Origin of the sequence: Exiguobacterium sp. s43 (genome assembly GCF_018617255.1) — a bacterium.
GTDB lineage: Bacteria > Bacillota > Bacilli > Exiguobacteriales > Exiguobacteriaceae > Exiguobacterium > Exiguobacterium profundum.
Genome location: NZ_JACSJT010000001.1, coordinates 135,260 through 155,296 on the forward strand (window position 1 = coordinate 135,260; position 20,037 = coordinate 155,296).

At 48.9% G+C, this 20,037-nt stretch carries 21 protein-coding genes and 2 riboswitches; of the genes, 10 read left to right on the top strand and 11 right to left on the bottom strand.

Annotation, left to right across the window (positions count from 1 at the left end; genetic code table 11):
* Nucleotides 1-238: 238 nt before the first annotated feature.
* Nucleotides 239-1,150, bottom strand: coding sequence for a GTP cyclohydrolase FolE2 (gene folE2 / locus KNO79_RS00810; protein WP_214690394.1), 912 nt, complete (start codon nucleotides 1,148-1,150; stop codon nucleotides 239-241).
* 254 nt (nucleotides 1,151-1,404) lie between these two features.
* Here folE2 and KNO79_RS00815 point away from each other — a divergent pair, with 254 nt between their 5' ends.
* Nucleotides 1,405-2,235 (top strand): TerC family protein, encoded by an 831-nt coding sequence (locus KNO79_RS00815; protein WP_012727486.1) that lies wholly within the window; start codon nucleotides 1,405-1,407, stop codon nucleotides 2,233-2,235.
* 36 nt (nucleotides 2,236-2,271) lie between these two features.
* Here the strand turns inward: KNO79_RS00815 and KNO79_RS00820 are convergent, their stop codons facing one another.
* The 4 genes from KNO79_RS00820 to KNO79_RS00835 are packed head-to-tail and all read right to left on the bottom strand — an operon-like array spanning nucleotide 2,272 to nucleotide 5,234.
* Nucleotides 2,272-2,805, bottom strand: coding sequence for a 1,2-dihydroxy-3-keto-5-methylthiopentene dioxygenase (locus KNO79_RS00820; RefSeq protein WP_214690395.1), 534 nt, complete (start codon nucleotides 2,803-2,805; stop codon nucleotides 2,272-2,274).
* A 13-nt stretch (nucleotides 2,806-2,818) separates the two neighbouring features.
* The gene (locus KNO79_RS00825) at nucleotides 2,819-3,436 is read right to left on the bottom strand and encodes a methylthioribulose 1-phosphate dehydratase (RefSeq protein WP_074035559.1); all 618 of its coding nucleotides are present in this window, start codon (nucleotides 3,434-3,436) and stop codon (nucleotides 2,819-2,821) included.
* Nucleotides 3,433-4,083 carry a 2-hydroxy-3-keto-5-methylthiopentenyl-1-phosphate phosphatase gene (locus KNO79_RS00830; RefSeq protein ID WP_214690396.1) on the bottom strand — a complete coding sequence of 217 codons (651 nt, stop codon included), beginning with the start codon at nucleotides 4,081-4,083 and terminating at the stop codon, nucleotides 3,433-3,435. Before KNO79_RS00830 ends, KNO79_RS00825 begins: the two co-directional genes overlap by 4 nt.
* Nucleotides 4,080-5,234 carry a 2,3-diketo-5-methylthiopentyl-1-phosphate enolase gene (locus KNO79_RS00835; protein WP_214690397.1) on the bottom strand — a complete coding sequence of 385 codons (1,155 nt, stop codon included), beginning with the start codon at nucleotides 5,232-5,234 and terminating at the stop codon, nucleotides 4,080-4,082. Before KNO79_RS00835 ends, KNO79_RS00830 begins: the two co-directional genes overlap by 4 nt.
* A 72-nt stretch (nucleotides 5,235-5,306) precedes the next feature.
* Nucleotides 5,307-5,408: riboswitch (SAM riboswitch) on the bottom strand.
* Nucleotides 5,409-5,613: 205 nt separating this feature from the next.
* A riboswitch (SAM riboswitch) is annotated at nucleotides 5,614-5,716 on the top strand.
* A gap of 82 nt (nucleotides 5,717-5,798) precedes the next feature.
* Between KNO79_RS00835 and mtnK the strand changes: the two genes are divergently transcribed.
* The 5 genes from mtnK to KNO79_RS00860 are packed head-to-tail and all read left to right on the top strand — an operon-like array spanning nucleotide 5,799 to nucleotide 11,429.
* Nucleotides 5,799-6,950 (top strand): S-methyl-5-thioribose kinase, encoded by a 1,152-nt coding sequence (gene mtnK / locus KNO79_RS00840; RefSeq protein WP_214690398.1) that lies wholly within the window; start codon nucleotides 5,799-5,801, stop codon nucleotides 6,948-6,950.
* Nucleotides 6,947-7,981 carry an S-methyl-5-thioribose-1-phosphate isomerase gene (gene mtnA / locus KNO79_RS00845; protein ID WP_214690399.1) on the top strand — a complete coding sequence of 345 codons (1,035 nt, stop codon included), beginning with the start codon at nucleotides 6,947-6,949 and terminating at the stop codon, nucleotides 7,979-7,981. Before mtnK ends, mtnA begins: the two co-directional genes overlap by 4 nt.
* Nucleotides 7,974-9,053 (top strand): sugar ABC transporter substrate-binding protein, encoded by a 1,080-nt coding sequence (locus KNO79_RS00850; protein ID WP_214690400.1) that lies wholly within the window; start codon nucleotides 7,974-7,976, stop codon nucleotides 9,051-9,053. Before mtnA ends, KNO79_RS00850 begins: the two co-directional genes overlap by 8 nt.
* Nucleotides 9,053-10,426 carry a sugar ABC transporter ATP-binding protein gene (locus tag KNO79_RS00855; protein ID WP_214690401.1) on the top strand — a complete coding sequence of 458 codons (1,374 nt, stop codon included), beginning with the start codon at nucleotides 9,053-9,055 and terminating at the stop codon, nucleotides 10,424-10,426. The genes KNO79_RS00850 and KNO79_RS00855 overlap by 1 nt, the downstream gene beginning before the upstream one ends.
* Nucleotide 10,427: 1 nt before the next feature.
* Nucleotides 10,428-11,429 (top strand): ABC transporter permease, encoded by a 1,002-nt coding sequence (locus tag KNO79_RS00860; protein ID WP_012727477.1) that lies wholly within the window; start codon nucleotides 10,428-10,430, stop codon nucleotides 11,427-11,429.
* A 14-nt stretch (nucleotides 11,430-11,443) separates the two neighbouring features.
* Here the strand turns inward: KNO79_RS00860 and KNO79_RS00865 are convergent, their stop codons facing one another.
* A complete protein-coding gene (locus KNO79_RS00865; protein WP_214690402.1) occupies nucleotides 11,444-11,926 on the bottom strand; it encodes a GNAT family N-acetyltransferase in 483 nt (160 codons plus the stop codon).
* 75 nt (nucleotides 11,927-12,001) lie between these two features.
* Here KNO79_RS00865 and KNO79_RS00870 point away from each other — a divergent pair, with 75 nt between their 5' ends.
* Complete coding sequence (locus KNO79_RS00870; RefSeq protein WP_214690403.1) at nucleotides 12,002-12,382, top strand: VOC family protein; 381 nt, start codon at nucleotides 12,002-12,004, stop codon at nucleotides 12,380-12,382.
* A gap of 28 nt (nucleotides 12,383-12,410) precedes the next feature.
* Here the strand turns inward: KNO79_RS00870 and KNO79_RS00875 are convergent, their stop codons facing one another.
* A complete protein-coding gene (locus KNO79_RS00875; RefSeq protein ID WP_078147739.1) occupies nucleotides 12,411-12,719 on the bottom strand; it encodes a winged helix-turn-helix transcriptional regulator in 309 nt (102 codons plus the stop codon).
* Between the two features lie 118 nt (nucleotides 12,720-12,837).
* Here KNO79_RS00875 and KNO79_RS00880 point away from each other — a divergent pair, with 118 nt between their 5' ends.
* From KNO79_RS00880 to KNO79_RS00890, 3 genes are read left to right on the top strand one after another with little or no spacing between them, the layout of a single operon-like run.
* Nucleotides 12,838-13,329, top strand: coding sequence for a lactoylglutathione lyase family protein (locus KNO79_RS00880; protein WP_074035577.1), 492 nt, complete (start codon nucleotides 12,838-12,840; stop codon nucleotides 13,327-13,329).
* A 2-nt stretch (nucleotides 13,330-13,331) separates the two neighbouring features.
* Nucleotides 13,332-14,312: a zinc-binding dehydrogenase gene (locus KNO79_RS00885; protein WP_031422092.1), complete on the top strand. Its 981-nt coding sequence runs from the start codon at nucleotides 13,332-13,334 to the stop codon at nucleotides 14,310-14,312.
* 55 nt (nucleotides 14,313-14,367) lie between these two features.
* Nucleotides 14,368-15,426, top strand: coding sequence for a threonine aldolase family protein (locus KNO79_RS00890; RefSeq protein ID WP_214690404.1), 1,059 nt, complete (start codon nucleotides 14,368-14,370; stop codon nucleotides 15,424-15,426).
* A 43-nt stretch (nucleotides 15,427-15,469) separates the two neighbouring features.
* Here the strand turns inward: KNO79_RS00890 and KNO79_RS00895 are convergent, their stop codons facing one another.
* The 4 genes from KNO79_RS00895 to KNO79_RS00910 form a co-directional block, all read right to left on the bottom strand.
* Entirely contained in the window at nucleotides 15,470-15,970 is a 501-nt protein-coding gene (locus KNO79_RS00895; protein WP_012727470.1) for an SRPBCC family protein, read from the bottom strand.
* On the bottom strand, nucleotides 15,967-16,299 hold the full coding sequence (locus KNO79_RS00900) for an ArsR/SmtB family transcription factor (RefSeq protein ID WP_031422096.1): 333 nt from the start codon (nucleotides 16,297-16,299) through the stop codon (nucleotides 15,967-15,969). The genes KNO79_RS00895 and KNO79_RS00900 overlap by 4 nt, the downstream gene beginning before the upstream one ends.
* Before the next feature lie 62 nt (nucleotides 16,300-16,361).
* Nucleotides 16,362-18,653: a bifunctional glutamate--cysteine ligase GshA/glutathione synthetase GshB gene (gene gshAB / locus KNO79_RS00905; RefSeq protein WP_214690405.1), complete on the bottom strand. Its 2,292-nt coding sequence runs from the start codon at nucleotides 18,651-18,653 to the stop codon at nucleotides 16,362-16,364.
* Nucleotides 18,637-19,965, bottom strand: coding sequence for an MATE family efflux transporter (locus tag KNO79_RS00910; RefSeq protein ID WP_214690406.1), 1,329 nt, complete (start codon nucleotides 19,963-19,965; stop codon nucleotides 18,637-18,639). Before KNO79_RS00910 ends, gshAB begins: the two co-directional genes overlap by 17 nt.
* Nucleotides 19,966-20,037: the final 72 nt, after the last annotated feature.

Consider the following 20,037-nt stretch of genomic DNA (forward strand, 5'->3'; position numbering starts at 1 on the left):
CAATATTTTTATTTGTAAATAGATTATTATGTAAATAATTTCGGGTCGGGTAGATTATGAATCATTTTTTGAATAAAATAAAACCATTTAAATGAATTCGCTGACATATCCGTTTTTGCCGATACAAAAACACCTCCGTGACTCGTACATTTTTAAAGTGTACGTTAACGAAGGTGTTTTTATATGGTTTGATTCATTTCGGTTATCCCAGGTGATTTAACCAGGATTTCCGTATTTTTTAGGCGTTGTCACGTTTATCAAATGTGATCGATGCGATTGCGTCATGTTGGTGAATCGACTCTTCGTTACGGCATTCGACGAAGAAGTTCACAACTTGTTTCATCTCGTACAAGTCAGCCGCGATCAAGCGGACCATATCCTCGACGAAACGTGGGTTTTCGTACGCGATTTCAGTCGCACGTTTTTCATCCGGACGTTTAAGGACCGGGTGGAGTGGTGCTGAGGCGTTTGACTCTGCTGCATCGAGAAGTGCTGCACGCCAGTCGAATCCGTCCATCGATGTCTCATCAAGACCGGCTTCGATCGTGATGTACCCACGTTGGTTATGGGCACTGTATTCACTGATTTCTTTTGAGCATGGGCAAAGCGTCGTGACGTTGATGACGAGACCGACTGTCACGTTTGCAACACCCGTTTCGAGGTTATATGTCACACGGTGCATGACGTCCGCGTTCATCAAACCGCTAAGACCTGTCGCAGGTGCTTTACGCGTGAAGAACCATGGGTAACGGATTGTCAATTGGCCTTCTGTTTGTTCCATACGCTCGGCGAGCTCTTGCGCGAACTCGATTAACGAACGGTTTGATACCGTCCACCCTTGTTGATGGTACGCGTCGAGCTGCTCTGTCAAACGAGACATGTTGATCCCTTTACGGTCTTGTACGAGCGATGTCGTTAATTCAAATGTGGCGACCGTTGACTGGACCCCTTCTGGCGTCTCGACGTTCACGGGGTGCTTCACGTTTGAGATGCCGACACTGTCGAGGGCGAACAAGAAGTTTTTCGGTGTATTTTGTAAATCGACCATTTGTTCTTTTTCGGTCGGCTTTGTTCCTTTAATCGGTGGGACCGACCCGAACAATTTATGTCGTTCTGCTTTAGTAGGTAAAGCGACATGGCTTGTAGACATAATCGGATTCTCCTTTTTTCGAGCGGTTTAAAGCACCACTCGTTCTTGTTAGGATTTTATCACGAAATGATGGCTGAACGGGTATGATTTTGCTCTCATAACATGTTTTGAATATGCAATCGGAAAAAAATCCTTCAGATATTGAAGAAAGAGGATTGATTTACTTTGTGAACGGGAATAAAATGGTCCTGTGAACTTAAAAAATAGATCACTATTAAATATGAAGGAATTGAAAGAAAAAAGGAGATGTTTTTATGGATTGGCAGTTAGTCCTGCAGTATGCCTGGATCGTCGTCGTACTCGTCGGTTTGGAAGGCTTGTTATCTGCAGACAACGCGCTCGTCTTGGCCGTTATGGTCAAGCACTTGCCGCGTACAGAGCAGAAGAAGGCATTATTTTATGGACTCCTCGGGGCATTTGTTTTCCGATTTATCGCATTGTTCTTGATCTCGTTCTTGATCAACGTATGGCAAGTTCAGGCACTCGGTGCGCTTTACTTAATCGGGATGAGTGCGCGACACCTGTATATGACCTATAAGGCGAGAAAGATGGAGCCGAAGCAAGATTTGGCGGCCGAGGCGAAGGAAGAGACGGCTGTCACGGAGAAGCCGGTATCGAAAAAAGAATTTTGGCTCACTGTCGCAAAAGTCGAGTTTGCGGACATCGCTTTTGCCGTCGACTCAATCTTGGCAGCGGTCGCGCTTGCGGTCAGCTTGCCACCACTCGGTCTAGGTGAAATCGGTGGGATTGACTCGGGTCAGTTCTTCGTCGTCTTGACAGGTGGACTCATCGGGGTCGTCTTGATGCGATTCGCAGCTCGGATTTTCGTCAAGTTGCTTCATCAGCGTCCGACACTTGAAACGGCCGCTTTCATCATCGTCGGTTGGGTCGGGGTCAAGTTGACGGTGCTCGTACTTGAACACCCTGGTTTCAAGGAATTGATTGCCGGAACACCATTCGAATTCATGGGACTCCCAGACGGGTTCGTCCACTCGACAGCTTGGACGATTTTCTTCTGGTCGGTCATGGTCGGGATTGCGACATGGGGCTGGTTCTCATCGAAACCGACAGCGGTCAAACAATAAAAAGTGGTCTCTCGTTTTTAAGCGAGAGACCTTTTCTTATGCAGTTACATTCTCTTTGTCGTAAATCGGTACCCAGCCTTCAGTCGTCACGAAAATACGAACGGCGACGACTTGGCGGTCTTCTTGTAATGTGAAGTAATGACGTGTGTTGACCGGCACGGAGATGAGATCACCTGGATTGAGTTCGATATTGAAGTATCCGCGTTCTGCATCGTCAATCGCAAAGATGCCGTGACCACTGACGATGAAACGAACCTCGTCATCTGTATGATGATGCTCTTTTTGGAAGTTGACGAGCAGTTCATCTAAATTCGGTGTCGCATCGGATAGCGAGATGACGTCAGCCGTCTTGTAGCCACGTCGTGCTGATACATCTTGAATCTCGTCACGGAACGTCGCCAAGATGGCTTCTTTGTCTTCGTCTGTCAGTTGGTAATTTTCCTGAAGAGAAGCCGGTAACTTTGCGATGTCCCATGCTTCGTAAAGGATGTCTCGTGATTCTAAAAAGGCACGTACCTCTTGTTGGTCGCTGACGCGTTCTTCTGTTTGTTGGAAATAAATCGTTGCCATGTTGAATTCCTCCTTATGAATGGACGCCTAAGGCGCGTAATTTTAATGAATAGCTGAACAAAAATTCATATGCTTCTAAATAACGTTTTGCCGCAGCTGGCGTCTCGCCCCAAACGGTGATTCCGTGGTTCCGAATGAGGACGGCACCTGCATCGCTTGTGACGTGTGTGGCGAAAGCGCGAGCGAGCATCGGGATATCCGCGTGGTTCTCGATAATCGGGATTCGTACACTGGCCGTCTCTTCCCAATAACCGAGCGCTTTGATGATTTCTTGGCCTGTGAACGTAACATGACCTTTTGCAGCATACAGTTCCGAGATGACGTTATTGTCGACCGTATGCACGTGAAGCGAACATGTTGCGTTCGTATTGTTGAAGATATCGACATGTAACAACGTCTCAGCCGACGGTTTGCCTGTCTGCTCTCCAATCAATTGACCGGTCGCATCAACGAGGACGAAATCTTCATCGGTGCGCTTTCGTTTATCACGACCGCTTGCCGTCACAAGGAATGTCAATGGGTCATCTGATACGCGGATCGCCAGGTTCCCGCTCGTTCCGGGGAACCAGTCTCGTGCGGCGAGCTCGTCTTTAATGTCGGCAAGTTCTCCCCACCGTTCTTGCACAGTCATACGTTCACTCCTTTCATATGAGCTGAAATATCGTAGAATGTCTCGAACGGAATATGCCGAATTCCTTCCGCCTCACATAGCGAAATCAATTGCCCCCGTGCATACACGACGTCGGCACGTTTGGCGATTTCAAAGTCGGTGACGGAGTCCCCGATGACAATCAATGTGTCGGTAGGTGAGACAATCTGTCGGGCAATCGTCGGCTTGCAGCATCCACAATCGTTCGAACAATGGACATCGCATGTATGAGGCCAGGTGACGTGTGCCGTCTCTCCAGAGAAATCAACATGATTGCAGTAGATGTGTTCCGGTTCGACGTAACCTTCTAGAATCGGATGGACGAAAAAGTCCATTCCGCCACTGACGACATCAAATCGAAAGCCGCATGACTGTGTCTCCTGTAAAAACTCGATAAACCCTGGTCGAAACGTTATGGTCGACTGAAGAAATTCACGGTACTTCAATTCCTGTTCACTCGGGAGCAAGCTGAACATCTGACCGACGCCTTCGCGAATGGAGAGCGTTTGGTTCAACACACCATCTTTAAGTTCGACCCATTCAGGTGGGGCGAAGCGTCGCATCAATGCGATGATGTTATCTTCTTCCGTGATGGTCCCGTCGAAATCACAGATGACGTGCGTACTCATCGTGCACCCCACGCATCTAAAGCAGTCGATAACGCATCGGTCTCGCTCGTCTTACCAATTGCTTGATCGATCGCTTGGCGGAACGCTCTCGCTCCGTCAGCCGCACCGTCTGGATGTCCGTGAATCCCACCACCCGCATTGATGACGACATCTGATCCGAAGTCACGAATCAAATCTGGTACGAGTCCAGGATGGATACCGGCAGACGGGACCGTCAGAATCGGTTTCGTCCAATGAGGTTCTGTCGCGTACGTCTGAATCTGTTGTGCCTCGTCTTTCGGTGTCGACAGTGAACCGTATGGCGACGGGAAGAGTGTCAAGTCTGCCCCGGCCAAGCGAATCAGTTTCCCGAACAGTAGGGAATGACGAACCGATCCGGTCAACGCTCCGGCAAAAGCGGGATGTGCCAAAATCGGGACATGAATCTCAGGATCTTTAGCGAGCTCGCGCAATGCGTCGAGCCCATACGTATATACGTTGAATAAGAGTGCGGTCGCGCCTGCCTCAATCAATCGCTTCGCCTGGTCGCGTAAGGTGAAAACGGGTCCGCTCAACGTGACGGCGTATAGAACGGAGCGACCGGTCGTTTCTTTATGCTCCCGGATGACCGATGCCCCGATCCGTGCCCGTTCGAGCGACGGGGTGAGCGGATTGTCATATAGAATTTCATCGTCTTTGACGAGGTCGATGCCGCCTGCGAACTGGTCCCGGAGTTGTGTCGCCAAAAAATCAAGGTCTCGTCCGATGACGCCTTTGAAGATGCTCATCGCGAGCGGGCGGTCGTGTACACGAAGGATGTCCCGGACCCCTTCAACTCCGAATGCGGCACCCGGAAAGTCCGGTGCGAGTTCCTCTGGAAGCGAGAGGTCGACAAGTTGAACGCCTGGGTCGAGGGAGAGCTTACCGAATGTCGTCGTCAGAATGGACGAAAAGTCCGGTGTCACGTTATGTAGCGGGTAGCGAATCGAGAAGCGACTTGTCGTTTCTTGTTGGGACGTGGCGATGACCTCACCTCGGAACGCTTGCAGTTGATATTGTTCGAGATGGTTCAACTCGGTCCATGTCCCGACGGTCAGCTCATGTGCGATTTTCTCAGCTACACGCTCGACGTGATCGGTATGTTTGATTTCATAAGTAGCGATGATTCCCATAAGTTCCTCCTTTCAGGTCAAACAAAAAATGACCTCATGCCAAGGCAAGAGGTCATTCAAAAAAACAATGAACTCTTATCTCTCAGCGTTAGCTGCAAGAATTAGCACCGTGCCATTTCTGGTCGGTTGCTGCGACATCATCGGGCTTGTCCCTCCGTCTGCTCTTGATAAGAATAGTTGTGAAGTTGTGAAATTTAATTGAATTTTTACATAGAATCGCTCACTCGTCAATTCCTTTTTTTGAGAAAAAAAGTTTAAAAATAATGTTTCTATATATGCGTGTCGAAAATAAGTGGGCGACTGAAAATAGAGGATTGACAACTAGCATGCCTAGTCCGTAATATTCGTCTCAACACGTCAAACACAATTACATCATTTACTCTTATCGCGAGTTGGCAGAGGGAATTGGCCCTAAGACGCCGCAGCAACCGACCATTTGGCACGGTGCTACATCCACCAGACACATGTCTGAAAGATGAGAGGAACAACCAATTTGGGTGTGCCTCTTTCTCGCGGAGAAAGGGGCTTTTTTCATGCATAGATCCAAGAAAGGGGAAAACCATCATGGCTTATGAGGCGTTTACAGAACAGAGTGTCGTCGACCACGTTCGACAGTTAGGGTTACTAGAAGAGGGGATTGCAGAATGCGAGGAGATCGGGGATGGAAATTTAAATCTCGTCTTTCGCATTCGTCAAGGAGAGACGTCATTGATTGTGAAACAAGCGTTACCGTATGCAAAAGTCGTGGGGGAGAGCTGGCCGCTCACGCTTGATCGGTCTTGGATTGAACAGCTGGCTCTTCGTGAATTTTCAAAAGTCGTGCCTCAGTTCGTCCCGAGTGTCCTCGGGAGTGACCGTGAACTCGCCTATACGATTTTAGAAGATTTATCATCGTTCGAAATCGTCCGCACCGGCTTCCTAAAAGGAGAGAGCTACCCGAACTTAGCCCGCCACGTCGGTACGTTCCTCGGGGAAACGTTGTTTGCGACGTCTGACTACGCGAACGGACCACTCGTGAAGAAACAAATCGAAAAAGAGTATTACAATCCAGAACTATGCGATATCACGGAGAAACTGATCTTCACCGACCCGTATCGCGACGCAGAATCGAATCAAATCGAGCCAGTCCTTCGTCCGGATGTGGAGCAACTCTGGTCAGACCTCGCTTTGAAAATTGAAGTGACCAAATTGAAGGTTGGGTTCGTGACGAAGCACGAAGCGCTACTGCACGGGGATTTACATACAGGAAGCATTTTTGCGACCCGTCAAGAAACAAAAATCATCGATCCCGAATTTGCGTTTTACGGTCCGTTCGGCTTTGACATTGGTCAAATCATTGCTCATCTGGTGTTCTCAACGTATGCGCATCCGTTGAAACGATTCGAACGCTTCACCGAAGTACTCACCGTCTGGGAGACGTTCGAGAAAACGTTCCGTACCCGTTTTACACAGGCCGCAGAGCCGTTCAACACAGTAGGATTCGTGGACGAACTGTTGCCATCCATTTTGAGTGACGCCATCGGCTACGCAGGCTGCGAATTGATTCGGCGGACTGTCGGTCTGGCTGGAGTCGCCGACTTAGAGACATTACCAGTCGACCTTCGCATCGAACGGAAACGCCACGCCTTAGAGCTCGGTACGCGTCTCATCAAACAGCGCCATCAAATTCAATCCATCGATCAATTGATTCCAGTCTTGTCGGAGGTGCGCGTATGAGTGTGCAAAGTATTCATTTCGATGCCGACACGGAAATGTTGACGATTTTAGATCAGACGCTGTTGCCGCAAGAAGAGCGCTATGTCGAAGTGTTGACGCTCGAACAGGCCGAGCAGGCAATCAAGTCGCTTCAAGTTCGCGGTGCACCGGCCATCGCTTATTTCGGAGCGTTTGTCCTTGCGAAAGAAGCGTCACGTCTGCAAGACAATCCATATTTTCATCTCCAATTGAATCAAGTCGGTCAACGGTTGATTGCGACAAGACCGACCGCGGTCAACTTACAGCATGTCATCGAATCACTCCTTCGATTGAATGTGGGGGAGGACTTTGAACAGATTGCAAAAGCAATCAAGCAGCGTGCGATTGAAATCTTTGAACAAGACGTGGCTACGTATCGCACGATTGGGGAACATGCGCTCACCGTGTTACCCGCTGGTGGCAACGTATTGACGATTTGTAACGCCGGTGCCATCGCGACGTCACGATACGGTACCGCGCTCGCGCCGTTCTATGTCGGGAAAGAGCGTGGCATCCCGTTTCGGGTGTTCGCGTCCGAAACGCGACCGCTGCTTCAAGGAGCACGACTGACCGTATGGGAGCTCGACCGGGCAGATATCGATGTCACACTGATTACAGATAACATGGCGGCCTGGACCATCCAGACGAAACAAATCGATGCTATCATCGTCGGGGCGGACCGCATCACCCGTACCGGTCATACAGCGAATAAAATCGGAACACTTCAGCTTGCGATTTTGGCGAAGCATTACGGCATCCCATTCTATGTGGCTGCTCCGCATTCGACATTCGATTTAGAGGCAGATGACACGATTCAAATCGAAGAACGGGACGCGCATGAAGTGACCCATATCGGGGGACATCCGACGGCACTCGTCGGCATCACCGTCTTCAATCCGGCGTTTGATGTGACACCACCCGAACTGATTACCGGTCTAATTACAGAGACAGGTGTGCTCGAACCGACTGAGTCGGTCATTGTAGAACATGTAGGAGGAAACACATATGTCTAAAAAAATCATCTTCTTCCTGTTGACCGTCATCCTGGCACTTGCCGGATGCACGAACGAACAGGCTCAACCGAAAACGACTACGACAACAAGTAAAACGGAAGCGAAAACCGTCAACGTCTCAAATGAGACGCTTCCGAAAAATCTAGAAGTCGCCCTCGTTATGCAGATGTCGATCGGGACGTTCTCTTCGCAGTATATCGAAGGGGTGACCGAGCAAGTCGAAGCGTTCGGTGGCAACGTGAAAGTGTATAATGCCGAAAATGATTTGTCGAAAATGGCGAGTTATGTCGATACGGCGACGACGCAAGGAGTCGATGTGATCTTGATTGACCACGGACGTGCCGATGCCTTGAAAGAACCGGTTCAACGGGCGCTCGACAAAGGCATCAAAGTCGTTGCATTCGATAACGATTTGACGAACGAAGGCGTGACGGTCATCGACCAAGATGATTATTCACTAGCATGGCGCTCGCTAAAAGCACTCGCGGAAGATTTGGACGGGGAAGGGAACATCGTCACGATTTGGGTCGGTGGATTCACCCCGATGGAACGTCGACATACGATTTATGACGCGTTCTTAAAACGCTATCCCGGCATCCAGGAAGTCGCAAAGTTCGGTTCGGCGACGAACAACACGGCGCTCGATACGCAAAGCCAGATGGAGGCGATTTTGAAGAAGTACCCGGAAGGCGAAATTGATGCGGTGTTTGCGATGTGGGATGAGTTCGCAAAAGGGGCGAGCCGTGCCATCAAACAGGCAGGACGTGACGAGATTGCCGTCTATGGAATTGATTTGAGTGACGAAGATTTACAACTCATGCAAGAAGAGGGAAGTCCGTGGAAAGTGACAGCTGCCACAGATCCAGCCGAAATCGGTCGCATTCAAGTCCGTTACGCTTATCAAAAAGTAGTCGGGGACGAAACGCCTTCAATTCATTCGGTCGACCCATATCTAGTGGATCGTGATGTCTTGCCGGACGAGGCTGTCACGATGGATGACCTTGGACAGTACGTTCCGGGTTGGGGCGAATCAAATGCGGCATGGTCGGATTGGATGAAGGAGATGGACTGATGATTCACTTGGAACGAATCACGAAACAGTACGGTGACGTCACGGTGCTTGATCAACTGTCATTCAGTTTGAAGCCTGGAGACATTCATGGTCTCCTCGGTCTGAACGGGGCCGGTAAGAGTACCCTCATCAAACTGCTAAACGGAACGGTCGAACCGACGTCCGGCGAATTGTCCATTGATGGAAAACCAATCTGGCTCACACCAGCGGAAGCGATTCGTCATGGCATCATCACGGTATCGCAAGAAGTCGATGATGCGCTCTATTTGGACTTGCCTGTGTATGAGAATGTCCTTCCATGGCAGACGGTGAAATGGATTCGCCCGCAACGTTTGAAAGAGCGAGCGCAACGCGTGTTGTCCCGAGTCGGTTTAGAGGTCGATCCAACGATTCCAGCCGGTCAATACCCGCTCAGCGTGAAGCAGCGCCTTCTCATCGCCCGAGCACTCGAGAGCGATGCCAAGTATTTACTCCTCGACGAACCGACCGCTGCCTTATCAGAAACGGAGGCCGACGCCTTACTGGAATTGTTACAGAAGCTTGCGACAGAAGGAGTCGGAATTGTATTGGTCACGCATCGTTCAAACGAGCTCACACGGGTCACGTCGACCTCTACGTTTCTTCGAGACGGACGTGTTGTGTACGATGGACCGTACCAATCGCTCTCCTCGGAAGCGGTGCAGACATTTTTGAGTGGGACGACATTTGATGCAGTGTTAGAAAAGGCAGTACCTGAAAATGAGATTTTCTTGTCTGCGCAGTTGCCCCTTCCAGTCTTCCAATCTGACATTTCGATTGAAGCGTATCGCGGGGAAGTGCTCGGGATTGGTGGATTGACGGGAAGTGGGAAGACGGAACTGATGGAAGCATTGTTCGGTCTTTCTGGGATTCGTCAATCCATCACAATCGAGGGGAAAGAGCACGTGATCAAAGAACCGGCAGACGCCGTACGTTTAGGGTTTGCACTCGTTCCAGAGGAGAGACGTCGTCATGGATTATTTTTAGACGAGACGATTGAACGGAACGTGATTGCTGTCGCAGGAAAGACCGATGATGTCTCGGACGTATTGAAATCGCTTCGCGTCCGCTATGCGAACGTGAGACAACCGGTAAGTGAGCTGAGTGGCGGAAATCAGCAGAAGGTCGTCTTCAGCAAATGGTTGCTCGATAACCGAGACATCTATCTGCTCGACGAACCGACAAAAGGAATCGATATCGCAGCGAAACAAGACGTGTATGAACGCGTCATTGCACTCGCGAAACAAGGGAAGACCGTATTGTTCACGTCAAGTGAGCGACATGAACTCGAACGGGTCGCCAATCGGATTGTTTGGCTCGACCGTGGACAAATTGTAGAGAAAGGAGGCGTGTAAGATGGCACAATTGGTGGTCAAGGAACGAAAACGAATCAGCGGTCATATCGGTCAGTATGGGACGTTACTCGCAATCCTTGGTTTGATTGCGGTCTTTACCGTGACGAACGATCAATTTCTGACGTATGCAAATTTTAGTGACATTATCAAATCGGTTTCAATCGTGTCGTTACTTGCCCTTGGCGTCACATTCTCGCTCATCGTAGGAGGATTTGACTTATCAGTCGGATCAACGGCGAGTCTTGCGACAATCGGGGCGGCAGCAAGCCTCGTCCTTCATCGACAAGAGCTACTCGTCGCTCTGCTGATCCCACTTGCACTCGGGATTCTCGTCGGGCTGTTAAATGCGCTCGTCACAATCAAGTTTCGGTTGCCGGATTTACTAGCGACACTCGCCATCATGTACGTCATTAACGGGATTCAATTGACGTATACGAAAGGATTCTCGATTTATGACAACATGCCGATTGAAGGGGGGACGGCGCCAGGACGTTTCATCCCGTCGTTTCTATTCATCGGTCAAGGGACAATCGGTCCGATTCCGTTCGTCGCCCTACTCATGCTGGTATTCTTTATCGGAGCGCATCTGTTCTTGACTTATACGCGGACTGGGCGTGAGTTTTATTACGTCGGATCGAACGCCGAAGCGGCCCGTCGTTCTGGGATTGCCGTGAATCGCATTAAACTTTATGCCTACGTGCTCAGTGGGTTGTTTGCGGCCATCGGTGGGATCATTCTTGCATCTCGGATTGGGACTGGTCAGGTCTCGGCTGGGGCACCCCTCTTGATGGATGCCGTCGCGGCTGCTTACATTGGTTATGCTGTCTTCGGAACAGGGCGTCCGAACGTCATCGGAACATTGATTGGAGCTATTTTGATTGGGATTCTTCTAAACGGACTGACGATGTGGGATGTCCCGTATTATGCGCAAGACATCGTCAAAGGGACGATTCTCATCGGAGCGCTCGGTCTCTCATATATTCAAAAGAAGCAGCGGACATAACGAAACCCCGGACATCAGTTGTTCGGGGTTTTGCTGTGTTCATGTGTCATCGAAAGAAAAGGATACACTCCACCGTTCGTCTCCTGCATAAATATTTCCTGTGGGGTGAAACCGAGCGATTCATATAAACGGATCGCTCGCTTGTTGAACGTGGCGACAGTAAGACACACATTGCAAGTCCCATATGTCGCATCAATCCAATTTAAAATCGATGTTAGAAATCGATATCCATTGCCGTTGCCCGTCAAATCAGGGCGCATGCCAAGACCGATGGTAACAGTTCCTGGTGATTCGAATTGTAACGTGACAAAGCCGATCATCTCATTCGTTTCAAGGACGGCGAACGTCGTGTCGCCCCGTTCATCTGCATCTAAAAATGAGGCGAGGTCTTCCTCGTCGGCGTCCATATTGTAAAACGCGTAGTCGCCTTCATAGCGCCACTCAAAGGCGATACGTTCGGCTTGCTCTTGGGTGAGTGGTTGAAACGTATAATTCATTGAAATTCCTCGTCTCTGATGGAAGTGGTCGTGCTACACTCAAATCGTATCATGAAAATAAAGGGAGGGGACAAGATGGCAGTCAAGTTGGATATGATCGGCATCGTCGTGAAGGATATGAAGCGCTCACTCGATTTTTATCGTGCGCTCGGGTTTGAGATTCCGGAAGCGATGAATGGAGAAGCGCATGTGGAAATCGATGAGGGGGACGTGCGTCTCGCGTTCGATACGGTGGAAGTGGCCGAATCGGTGTACGGGGAATGGAAACAGGCAGAAGGACATCGGATTGAGCTTGCCTTTTTATGTGAAAGTCGAGAGTCGCTGAATACTTTGTATGATTCAGTCCTTGAACAAGGTTATGCGTCACACAAAGCACCGTGGGATGCGTTCTGGGGTCAACGTTACGCCATCCTGTACGATGCGGATGGGAATTTGATTAGTCTGTTCGCCTCATAAAAATAATCCCGGGCCATGTGGCTCGGGATTATTTTTTGTCGTGGCACTCTCCCCATGAACAAAGGGCATTCATGGCGGGTTGCAGTCCGAGGGCGTCTTCGGTCAATGAATATTCGACGTGCAGGTGCTTCTCGGTCGAGTAGTCGACACGGCGAACCATGCCGAGCTGCTCGAGCTCGCGCAATTGGTCGGTCAACACTTTTCGGCTGACGTCCGGAATCGCTCGTTGAATATCAGAAAAACGAAGCGGTCCATCTTGAAGCGTGCAGTACACTTGGGGGCGCCATTTGCCGCCGATAATCTCAAGTGCGCGGTTGACGGGGAACGATGTGGTCATGTTCAAGGAACCTCACTTTCGGGTAGTTACTTCAATGTGCGTACTTTTTTTCTTGCTTCAATGACAGTATCTTATCGTTATCCGCTAAATTGAGCAAACAAAAAGGAGTAGATGAAACATGACATATCCAAGAACGTTTTCACACATCGGTCTTTCTGTACCGAGCGTCGCTGAGGCCGTAAAATTTTATGAGGACGTGATGGGGTGGTATACGATTATGACACCATCAGACGTTGTCGAGGATGATTCGCCAATCGGTGTGATGTGTACCGACGTCTTCGGACCGGGCTGGGGCAAATTCCGAATCGCTCATATGTCAACGGGAGACGGAATCGGGATTGAGTTGTTCGAATTCCCGAACAACGAAACACCAGAAGACAACTTCGAGTTTTGGAAGACAGGGATCTTCCACTACTGTGTACAAGACCCTGACATCGAAGGGCTCGTCGAGAAGATTGTCGCTCACGGCGGGAGACAACGGATGCCGATTCGTGAATACTACCCAGGTGAAAAACCGTACCGCATGGTGTACTGCGAAGATCCATTCGGCAACCTCGTTGAAATTTATTCACACTCATACGAACTCACGTATTCGGAAGGAGCTTACTAAACATGAAAGCATGGCTACTCGATCAACCTGGTCTTGATCATCTGCATATTGGAGAAATCGACCGACCGACACCAGGAGCGGGAGAACTGTTGATTCGTGTCGAAGCGGTCGCCTTGAATCCGGTCGATTATAAAGTCGGATCAAACGGAAACCCGAATTGGTCATATCCACACATTCTCGGTGTCGACCTCGTCGGAGAAGTCGTTGAGGTCGGTTCGAGTATCGCCAACATCATTACGGGTTCGCGTGTGGCTGTGCATACGGATCTTTCGAAATATGGGGGATTCGCCGAGTATACGGTCGTCGATGCCCGGGCGTGTGCGGTCGTTCCGCAAGGTGTAAGCGATGAGGCGGCGGCTTCTATCCTGTGTGCGGGGATGACAGCATATGAAGCGGTCATGCAGAAGCTGAACACGCGAGATAAGGAGACGATTCTCGTACACGCAGGAGCGGGCGGTGTCGGTGGATTTGCGATTCAGCTCGCAAAACGGCTCGGTCTTAAGGTATTCACGACGGCATCTCCTGAGAACGTTGAGTGGGTAGAATCACTCGGGGCGGACGTGGTGATTGATTATAACGTCGAGGACGTGACGGCACGGATCATGGAAGAAACAGATGGACGTGGTGTCGACCTGATTTTGAATACAGTCGGACGAGACGTTGCGACAGCAGACCTAGATCGTCTCGCATTCAGCGGACACCTCGCCTACATCGCCGGGCCACCAGACATGACGAACATGAAAGGCTTCACGTTATCTCCTTCGATTCACGAAGTGGCACTCGGGGCGGCGCATGCGAGCGAGGACGAACATGCGATTCGCAACTTGGCGTATATGGCCGAAGAGATGATGAACTTGCTCGATGCAGGTGAACTGAACGATCTCGTCACAGAAGTGTTGTCGTTCGACCAATTGAAAGAAGGTCTCGAAAAACTACAAACGCGAAAAGTGCGCGGTAAACTCATCGTCCGCATTCGCGACTGAAGAGAAGACTCCCTGTTATACTGACAGGGAGCTTATTTGTCGAGGAGGGGAAAGAATGGAGCGATTGGCAGACACGTATCGTCAGACGAACGTTCAATTGAGCGGTCACGGCAAACGGGAAGCCGGGGTATTGAAACGCGTATTTGAACAGGTGCGTGAAGATGAGCCGAGTGACCAGTATGGACAGGGGAAAACGATTCGACAGTTCGAAGAGAAGATGGCACAGGTTCTTGGGAAAGAGTCGGCAGTTTTCTTTCCGAGCGGTACGATGGCACAGCAGATTGCGCTACGCATTTGGTGTGATGAGACAGGGAAGAAAAAGGTCGCATATCACCCGCTTTGTCACCTTGAAATTCATGAGCAGGATGGTTTAAAAGAGTTGCATCACATCGAACCGATTTTAGTGGGGGACGAAAACCGATTGATGACGCTCGAAGAGATTCAAGCGTTACCGGACATCGCGTGTCTGTTGCTCGAACTGCCACAACGAGAAATCGGCGGGGAATTGCCGACGTTCGAGGAACTTGTGGCAATTCATGAACACTGTCGTGAGAAAGCGATTCATCTACATCTGGATGGTGCACGACTGTTCGAATCGCTTCCGTATTATGAAAAAGAGGCATCTGAGATTTGTGCGCTCTTTGATAGTGTATACGTCTCGTTTTATAAAGGAATCGGTGGCATTGCCGGTGCCATCCTTGCTGGACCGAAGGCATTTTGTGACACGTCGAAAGTATGGAAGCGACGCTACGGTGGTGACTTGATCAGCTTATATCCATACATCCTGTCTGCGGATTATTATTATGAGCTACGAAAAGACAAGATGGCCGAGTATCGAAACGAGGCCGTCCGCTTGGCAGCGCGATTCAATGAACTCGATGGCGTGTGGACGACTCCACGCATCCCGGTCACGAATATGTTCCATCTTCATTTTCAAGGGGAGAAGGAAGAAATTGGTGAGGAAATTGCGCGCATCCAAGAAGAAACAGGAGTAGGCATTACGGGGTATCTTGTTGAAAAAGACGGACACTGTTCAACCGAAGTAAGCATCGGAGATACGTTTGAACGGATTACGCGAGAACAGCTTGATGGATTGTTTCGGCAGTTCAGATGAATCAAAACATGCACCATTCCTTTTCGGGAACGGTGCATGTTTTTTACTGGCTTACAATCGCTTCGAGACGATCGAGTTGGGAAGTGAACCCTTCGACAGCGCCCATTTCGACGACTTGTTGGAGAGCCTCTTCATTCGGGAATTCGGAGCGACTAATGAATAACGTGCCTTCCGATGTATCGAGAAATTCATTTGTGATCGTCATGACAGGCAAGTCCGGATTGACGTGTCCGTCCGCATCCGAGAATGCATCCGTATAGACGATTCGGGAGTATGGATCGATGTCGATAAAGGTTGATTTGCCCCATGATTCCATACCATAAAAGTCACCTTGTTCTTTGTCGACACAAGTCATGCAATAATGCCAAATCCCCCCCGGTTTGAAGTCGAAGCTGTATACTTTCGTCTCCCATCCGGACGGCCCCCACCATTTCTCTAAATGTGCAGGTGTCGAGAATGCTTCAAATACAAGTTGGCGTGGTGCCTTGAACAGACGTTCCATAATCAATGTCGTGCCCTCTACATGTGATTTGACCGTACTCATGATCCATTCTCCTCTCGCTGTGACTCCGCTAAAAACGTCTCCAATCGATCGAGTCGCTCTGTTTCCCGAGCCATATAGGTCCGCCAAGCATCTAACGGTTCGAGTGCTTGAGACTTGAGTGCATAACGTCTTCGATTGGCATCAATGGTTACTGTGACGAGACCTGCATCATACAGAATTCGCAAGTGCTTCGATGTCTGCGGTTGACTAATCCCAAGCTGATTTGCCATCATTACGACCGTCCACTCTTGTTTCCGTAACAATTCGATCATCCGCAACCGGTTCGGGTCGGCTAACGCTTGAAACAAAGAAGCCAATCTCTCTTCCATTTTTCGTCACCGTCCTCTTATTTTGAATATTCCCAATTAAGAATATTCCGAAACAGGAATACTCAATATTTAAACAATAAATCAAGTAGCATCTCACCAATCGGTCGTTCTTTTCCTTCATAAGGAAAAGCGTGGATATGGATGGCGGGATTAAAATTCAATTCGATGATACCGTATTCGATTTGCGCATCATCGAGAGAGGGAATCATCATATCGACACCACAGATGGTTGCCCCGACTGACTTAGCGGCATCGACAGCAATACGCTTATAGATGTCAGAAATTTGATCCGTATAGTCGATACTATCTCCGCCGGTACTGATATTAGAGTTTTCGCGTAAGAAGACACGCTCATCGAGAGCGGGAATACTATCGGGGGTCTTGCCTTGAGCACGTAAAAATGAGATGACGACCTCGTCGATTTCGATTTTCTCGAGCGGTGTCTTGTATCCTTTTCCGCGTAACGGGTCTTCATTTTTTGTCGCAACGAGTTGACGGATAGAAGAGGTGCCATCTCCAGTGACGTTCGCCGGGACACGATGGAGGATGCCCGCGACATCATCCCCGATGACGAGGAAGCGATATTCTTTTCCGGGTAAGAATGTCTCAAGTAAAACGACATCATCAAACGTTTTCGCATACTGAAATGCAGACAGTGCTTCCTCATACGTCGCTCCGTCTTTAAAAATGTGAATACCGACTCCGAAGTTTGTAGACTTCGGCTTTAAGACGATGGGTTGTTTTGAAAATGAATGCCATGCCTGAGATAAATCCGATTCCTCTTGAAGTTCTACCCCTTCAGGGACACGAATGTCATGCTCTGCGAGTACAAACTTTGTCACCGTTTTATTCTCCATCATTAAGACGGAAACATAATTGTCTTTTGATGTTTTCGTTGCCTGTTTGACGTATTCTTCGTGTTTGCCGTTTCGAATCCGAATGAACTGGTCAGAACGATCGATGACATCGACACGATAACCACGTTTAATTGCGGATTTCATTAAGATTTGAGTAGACAGTTCCAGGTCGGCATAACCGTGAATGCGAAAACGATTTGCATAGGCGTCCTCATAAAAGTGTTCTGCTTGGGCGAGGGACCATGCGTGATAACCTGTCTCGATCATAATCGTCTTTAATCGGGAAGCGTACGTCCTGTCCACGTGATCAATTTTTTCGCGTACAGCGGGAAAGACATCTTCGAAGCCGAGGTCATAGTGTGTGTTGAACGAATCGATGGCGTCGAGAAGTTCTGTCGCGTACGTGTGTAAAGGTATGGCGTAACCATCTCGAGTCAATATGCTTGTGGGAGACATGCCTTCTTTGGCGACACGTTGTTGATTATTGTACGCTTCAGCTTGCCAATCGACATGAGATGTCTCCTCAGTAAAGGTCAAGTACAACAAAAACAGATGAAGGAACCGTAAATCTGAACGAGCAATTCCGGTCTTTTCAAACGGATTCAAATCGATATTGCGAATTTCAATGTAATCGATACCGTGTGCCTCGAGTTGATTTAAGTCGTTACCACCTTTCGATGTTTTCAATCGGATGGGGGAGTAGAGTTCGTTCGGATTGGCAATCTCGCCTTTGGCAATGAACCATCTTACATCATCTATATAACTAGAGAGTGTCGCATAATTTGGATAAAGTGGTTCAACATTCGTATACCCACAGTCGCTATTCCGATAGGACAATGCTTGTTTATTTGAAAAAGTGTCTACATGGAGCGCTTGCATCTGACTGACACATTGTTCTTCATAACTCACATGAACGGCTGGTGTAGCACCGAGCAAATAGACGATGAGCCAACGCATTCGTAAATATTGACGAACTAACTTCAAATATAGGTGATCTTTGAAGTGTCGATATTGTTCAGGGGATCCTTCGTATAATGCGGATAACATCTCATCGGAAAATGAAAAGTTGAAATGGATTCCAGAAATGAGTTGTTTTTTCGCACCATATTTTTGGAGCAGATGCTCACGATAACGGCTAGCCTCTATTCCGGACACACCAAAATCAGCGAGTGGAATCGTACCACCTTCCGGCAAGGCACATGGCATCGATTGTGGCCAAAGGCGTTCATCGCCTATGTTGAGCGCCGTAATATCGTAAAGCGTTTCTAAGAAATGATGTGCCGCCTCAATCGTCGGAAACGTCGGGGTGACAAGCTCAATTTGACTTTCAGAAAAATCGGTCGTGATATATGGATGTGTCGCTTTATGACCGAGTGCTTTTGGATGCTTCGTAACAGCTAGTGTGCCTTCTGACGTGACTCGTAACATTTCTCGCTCGATGGCAAATTTTCCACTTGTGATGAGATGGTGGGGTAGTTGATTAAACTGCTTCTGCAAGGGAAATCACTTCCTTTTTCGTTAGTCGGACAAAGATGTCAGAGACAAGCCCTTTTGTGATACTTGAGATGGCGATACTCCACCAGATAGCATCGATTCCGAGATAAGGCTCAAGAAAAAATGCGAGCGGGATACGGGCCACTGTGAAAATAATCGAGATGGTCGCGGGGATTTTCGGTAATCCGAGTCCTGAGAAGTATCCGTTTCCGATCATTTCAATCGATGAGAAGACGAGCGAAATGCCGATAATTCGCAAGTAGCTCGCCCCAATTTCGATGGTTCGAACGTCATCGACGAATAGACCAATGAGTAAATCTGGGACGAATAAAAAGAACAACATAATGAATCCTGTGTAAACCATCCCGAGTCGGGTCGTTACCCGGTAACCTTCATAAACACGATCTACTTTTCGTGCCCCGAGGTTTTGACCGGTATAGCTAGCCATTGCTCCGTTCAAGCCACCAATCATCATGTAGGCAATCGATTCGATTTGAAGTCCGATGCGCTGTGCCGCAATCGCTTCCGTCCCGTATGAGCCAATCATGCGGGCAAGAAAAATACTGATTACCGTGAACAAAATCCGTTGGGTTGCCATCGGAAAACCAAGACGGATGATTTCTTTATAGTCAGCTCGAGTCGGCTGAACGACTTCATCCCAATTGAATAATGTACGAGCGCGGTGCCAAAACAATCCGAACATCATGACGTTGGCGACAAGTGTTGCAAGGGCAGCCCCGATCACACCGAGTTGGAATGGATAAATGAAAATCGGGGAGAGAATCATATTGAGGATGACACCTGTCGCATTGATTCGCATCGCTGTTGTCGTATTGCCATATGCACTGAATAGACGAGCAAACAGCAAATTAAAGAAAGAAAAGATGAGCATCGGCGCGCTGACGAACAAATATTCATACGCAAGCTGCTCCACAGCGGGGGCACCCATATTCAAAAAGCCGATGAATGTATGACCGAACATAATTAGTAGTGAGGCGTACGAAAGACCGAGTGTTAGATTCAGACGCCTGCTGGCCCGGACATGACGCTGAACCGAATTGAGGTCACGTCTCCCGACAGCTTGTGATACTTTGATGCCGGCGCCAACGACAATCAACGATTGAATCGCCTGTCCGAGCATGATATAAAAACTAGCTGCACCGATACTTGCCACAGCATCGCTCCCGAGCGCACCGACCCAAAACATGTCGACGAGACTATACGTAAATTGTAATAACGAGCTACCGACGAGCGGAAGGGCAAGAGCCAGAATGACGCGTTGCACGTTTCCAATCGTCAAATCGACGGTTTTCACAAAGCAAGACTCCTTACATTCTTTATATAACCATTTAGTTATATATAAGCACGGTGTAATAGAATTGGCAAT

Excerpts from the sequence above, each read along its gene's own strand:
- KNO79_RS00895 (WP_012727470.1), bottom strand. The coding sequence starts at position 15,970 with ATGAGTACGGTCAAATCACATGTAGAGGGCACGACATTGATTATGGAA.
- KNO79_RS00885 (WP_031422092.1), top strand. The coding sequence starts at position 13,332 with ATGAAAGCATGGCTACTCGATCAACCTGGTCTTGATCATCTGCATATT.
- KNO79_RS00860 (WP_012727477.1), top strand. The coding sequence starts at position 10,428 with ATGGCACAATTGGTGGTCAAGGAACGAAAACGAATCAGCGGTCATATC.
- KNO79_RS00835 (WP_214690397.1), bottom strand. The coding sequence starts at position 5,234 with ATGGGAATCATCGCTACTTATGAAATCAAACATACCGATCACGTCGAG.
- KNO79_RS00855 (WP_214690401.1), top strand. The coding sequence starts at position 9,053 with ATGATTCACTTGGAACGAATCACGAAACAGTACGGTGACGTCACGGTG.
- KNO79_RS00865 (WP_214690402.1), bottom strand. The coding sequence starts at position 11,926 with ATGAATTATACGTTTCAACCACTCACCCAAGAGCAAGCCGAACGTATC.
- KNO79_RS00815 (WP_012727486.1), top strand. The coding sequence starts at position 1,405 with ATGGATTGGCAGTTAGTCCTGCAGTATGCCTGGATCGTCGTCGTACTC.
- KNO79_RS00820 (WP_214690395.1), bottom strand. The coding sequence starts at position 2,805 with ATGGCAACGATTTATTTCCAACAAACAGAAGAACGCGTCAGCGACCAA.
- folE2 (WP_214690394.1), bottom strand. The coding sequence starts at position 1,150 with ATGTCTACAAGCCATGTCGCTTTACCTACTAAAGCAGAACGACATAAA.
- KNO79_RS00875 (WP_078147739.1), bottom strand. The coding sequence starts at position 12,719 with ATGACCACATCGTTCCCCGTCAACCGCGCACTTGAGATTATCGGCGGC.
- KNO79_RS00900 (WP_031422096.1), bottom strand. The coding sequence starts at position 16,299 with ATGGAAGAGAGATTGGCTTCTTTGTTTCAAGCGTTAGCCGACCCGAAC.
- mtnA (WP_214690399.1), top strand. The coding sequence starts at position 6,947 with ATGAGTGTGCAAAGTATTCATTTCGATGCCGACACGGAAATGTTGACG.
- mtnK (WP_214690398.1), top strand. The coding sequence starts at position 5,799 with ATGGCTTATGAGGCGTTTACAGAACAGAGTGTCGTCGACCACGTTCGA.
- KNO79_RS00825 (WP_074035559.1), bottom strand. The coding sequence starts at position 3,436 with ATGACTGTGCAAGAACGGTGGGGAGAACTTGCCGACATTAAAGACGAG.
- KNO79_RS00890 (WP_214690404.1), top strand. The coding sequence starts at position 14,368 with ATGGAGCGATTGGCAGACACGTATCGTCAGACGAACGTTCAATTGAGC.
- KNO79_RS00830 (WP_214690396.1), bottom strand. The coding sequence starts at position 4,083 with ATGAGTACGCACGTCATCTGTGATTTCGACGGGACCATCACGGAAGAA.
- KNO79_RS00870 (WP_214690403.1), top strand. The coding sequence starts at position 12,002 with ATGGCAGTCAAGTTGGATATGATCGGCATCGTCGTGAAGGATATGAAG.
- KNO79_RS00850 (WP_214690400.1), top strand. The coding sequence starts at position 7,974 with ATGTCTAAAAAAATCATCTTCTTCCTGTTGACCGTCATCCTGGCACTT.
- KNO79_RS00880 (WP_074035577.1), top strand. The coding sequence starts at position 12,838 with ATGACATATCCAAGAACGTTTTCACACATCGGTCTTTCTGTACCGAGC.